The organism is Moorena sp. SIO2C4 (assembly GCF_010672485.1).
Lineage (GTDB): Bacteria > Cyanobacteriota > Cyanobacteriia > Cyanobacteriales > Coleofasciculaceae > Moorena > Moorena producens.
In genome coordinates this window covers 1-3,482 of the sequence record NZ_JAAHGN010000822.1, presented here as the reverse complement: position 1 = coordinate 3,482, position 3,482 = coordinate 1, and the positions used below count along the sequence as shown (strand labels likewise).

The window sequence follows — 3,482 nt, the reverse complement described above, 5'->3', positions numbered from 1 at the left end:
TACTCAGTACTCAGGACAAAACCCACAAAAATATGGCTGGGTGAATTAGACTTCACCCAGCCAATTTAGTTCCAAATAGTTAGTTAATGCATACCCTAACAAGGAATTAAACGATTTCCTGCTAATTGTTTGTGGAGGTTGCTCCAGTGTATGCCTTCGAGACTGGGTAACACCAGGTGGGCTGCTCCAACTCGTTCAACTGGACCAAGTCCTACAGCCCACATACCAGCAGCTAGAGCGGCTTCGACACCAGATCCGGCATCTTCTACTACTACACAATAAGCGGGTTCCAATCCCAACTGCTGTGCTGCGTGCAAGAACAGATCTGGTGCTGGCTTAGAGCGGGTCACACTGTAGCCGTCAGAAATTGAATCAATGCGATCGCTAATACCCAATCGTTCCATAACTTCCTTGGCATTTTTGCTACCGGAGCCAATCGCTACTTTGATACCAGCTTCCTTGAGTTCAATCAGTAACTCTAGAGCTCCAGGTAGTAAGTCAGCCTTAGAGATGTTCTTGATCAATTCCAGATAGTACTTATTTTTGCGATCCATCATCTCTTGGAGTTGGTCTTCTGTGGCTGAGCGACCGTTCAAAAGTTCCATCAGGGACTCTCGACGTGAAAGACCCCGCAGTGCTTCGTTGGCCTCGCGATTAAAGGGAATACCCTCTTCATCGGCTAGTTTTTGCCAAGCTTGGTAATGATATTCTGCGGTATCGGTGATTACGCCATCTAAGTCAAAAATCACACCCTGGATTTGAGCTGGAGAGCCGGGGGGTCGAGAACTTGGGGAGATGGTAGCCTCAGATTGTGCTGTTTGAGTACTGGTTTCTGGATTGAGATCAAACTCGTACTTCTTTCCACGCCATTGCAGCTTAAACTTGAGACGTGTCCAGCCCGGTAGGAAGTGGGGAATAGCAACAGGTCCATTGTCTGTGAACTTGATCCCAGCGCATCCAAAGATTATAGCTTGCCATACACCACCACCGGAAGCACCATGAATTCCTTCATGAGCGTTACGCCGCACATTTTCGAGGTCTACCATCGCTGCCCGCATAAAGTGTACATAAGCTTCCTCTGTCTTTCCTAATTCACAGCCGAGGATGGCGTGAACCGCAGGACCGAGGGACGAACCATAGGTGTGATCGGTGCGAGGAGAATAGTAGTCCCAACTTCGTTGCAAAATTTCCCGGTATTTCTCTGGCTCAGAGGTTACGCCGTACTGCTCCCGCATCAGGTATAGCAACATCAAGACATCTGGCTGCTTGAGCACTTGCTTTTTACTTGCTCCCTCAATGCCAAGGATAGCCTGCATGGAACGGGTACGTGGCTCGTAATCTTGGAGGTTGATGTCTTCAATTTGGAAGAACCCCTCACACTGTTCGATTAAGTCCCTTTCATGGTCATAGGGTATCCACATCCGACGGATAATTTCAGACCACAGACTAACTCGGCTTGGGGTTAGCTCCAGTGTTTCTTCCAGTTCTTTAGCTTTCTGTGGATGTTCCCGACGCAACCAGTCTAGGACGAACTGAGCAGTCTCTAGGTGCCATTGAACCATGCGGTTGGTGAAGGCATTGTTGTCTACCCCTTCGTGGTATTCATCCGGACCAATCACATCCCGCAGTTCATAGCGTTCCCGTTTACCATTCCACTCAACCCGAGTTCCCCAGAATACCGCTGTATCTAGGATAATCTCAGCACCGTAACGCACCACCCAGTCATCATCACCAGTAGCCTGCCAATATTTCCAGATACCATAGACTACATCAGTAGTGATGTGGAGTTCGCGATCGCCACACCAAATTCGGATCGGGTCTCCATCCTTCTCAGCAGAGAGAACCCAGCGAGGGGTTACTTCGTCGCCGGTGTCAGCACTTTCCCAGGCGTAAACGGCTCCCGGATAGCCCTGAAGCTTAGCTTTACGCCTTGCCCCAGGTAAAGTATGGTAACGGTAGGTCAGCAAATTCTTGGCAATCTGGGGCTGAGTTAATATCATCAGCGGCAGCATAAAAATTTCTGTGTCCCAGAAAACGTGACCCCGATAGCCAAAACCAGAAAGGGTTTTAGCGGGAATATTCACCCGGTCATCATGACGAGGAGCACTAATGAACAGTTGGAACATATTGTAGCGTATAGCAATCTGAGCGTTGATGTCCCCTTCAATGACAACATCACTATCTTGCCAAATCTTATCCCAAGCTGCCTCATGTCGAGAGAATAGGGTTAGATAATCTGGTTGGTTGACCAGGTGTTCCTGGGCTACCTTTTCTGGGTTTTCGGTGTCCCGGGATGTGAACACACTAATTACTTTATCCAGGGTCACTAGCTGTCCTGAGCGCACGTGTAAGCTAGTGGCTAAGGTGGGGTGACCTTCACAACCCTTTAGCTGTATTTGGGCATCATCAACACCACTTACACTGACTCGGGAAGCCATACCCAGTTCGATAGCCGTATGACGGGTGCGAACGTGTAACCAGATACCTCCTTCTGATGTCTGGTTAGTTCCCGTTGAAATCTGACCCTGTTTCAACCATTCCCAGTGGAGCACCCCTTGGTTATCTGGGTAGCCATTGATGCTGGCTTGAATTTCGATGGCGCCATCGAAATCCACCGGAGTGATTTGACAGCGAAGGGCTAACAGATGGTCATCAGCCATACTGGCAAAACGCTCGACATGGATATCGATAGTCTTACCACCAGGACTACGCCAACGCACATCACGAGTTAGCTTGCCTCGATGCAGGTCAAGTTGACGTTCGTAGTGCAAGATCTCGCCTTGATCAAGACGAAAGCGTTCACCTTCTACAACTATCACTATAGGTAGCCAATCAGGACAATTAGCCAGTTCAGTATAGACAACTGGCACATCGTCGTAGACACCATTAATCAATGTCATTGGCCATGCACCGTGATACCCTTCCTCAAAGCTACCTCGGGTACTGAGGTAACCATTCCCAAGGGTAAAAACGGTTTCCTTGTAGTGCAATTGAGTCGGATCAAATTTGGTCTCAGTTACTGTCCAGTCGCTGTAGATGTGGTTAGAGCTAGATGGGGACGATACTTTGGCATCCATAGTTAGTCGTTAGTGTTGCTGTGGTGGGTGGTTCCTTGAGTGAGGTCAAACGCTTCCCTTCCCTTGTGGGGTATAGGGTGTAGGGTTTAGGGAGTGGGAGAGAGAGCTGATGGGGGTGTGAACAGAAGATGGCACAACGCCACCCTTGAAACTCGGATCACTAACACCAGATTTTCCCCATACCCCATACCCGACAATCTAAACCCCTGCTGTCAAGGGAAGGCTACTAGCAATTAATTGAAATAGTTATTGGCTCAGGCAAATTGCCCATAATTAGTGAATTCACTAATAATTATGCGATTTCCGCATTAACTGACACATCAACAAATCTTTGGTTAGCTGTTGGTAGCCGACATCGGACGATGAGTTTAGGTCAGTTAACGATAGGAGGCTTAATAACTAGTA

1 protein-coding gene is annotated in these 3,482 nt (G+C 48.3%); it reads right to left on the bottom strand.

Annotation, left to right across the window (positions count from 1 at the left end):
- Window positions 1-95: 95 nt before the first annotated feature.
- A complete protein-coding gene (gene pgmB, locus F6K20_RS29725) occupies window positions 96-3,077 on the bottom strand; it encodes a beta-phosphoglucomutase (protein ID WP_008185621.1) in 2,982 nt (993 codons plus the stop codon).
- Window positions 3,078-3,482: the final 405 nt, after the last annotated feature.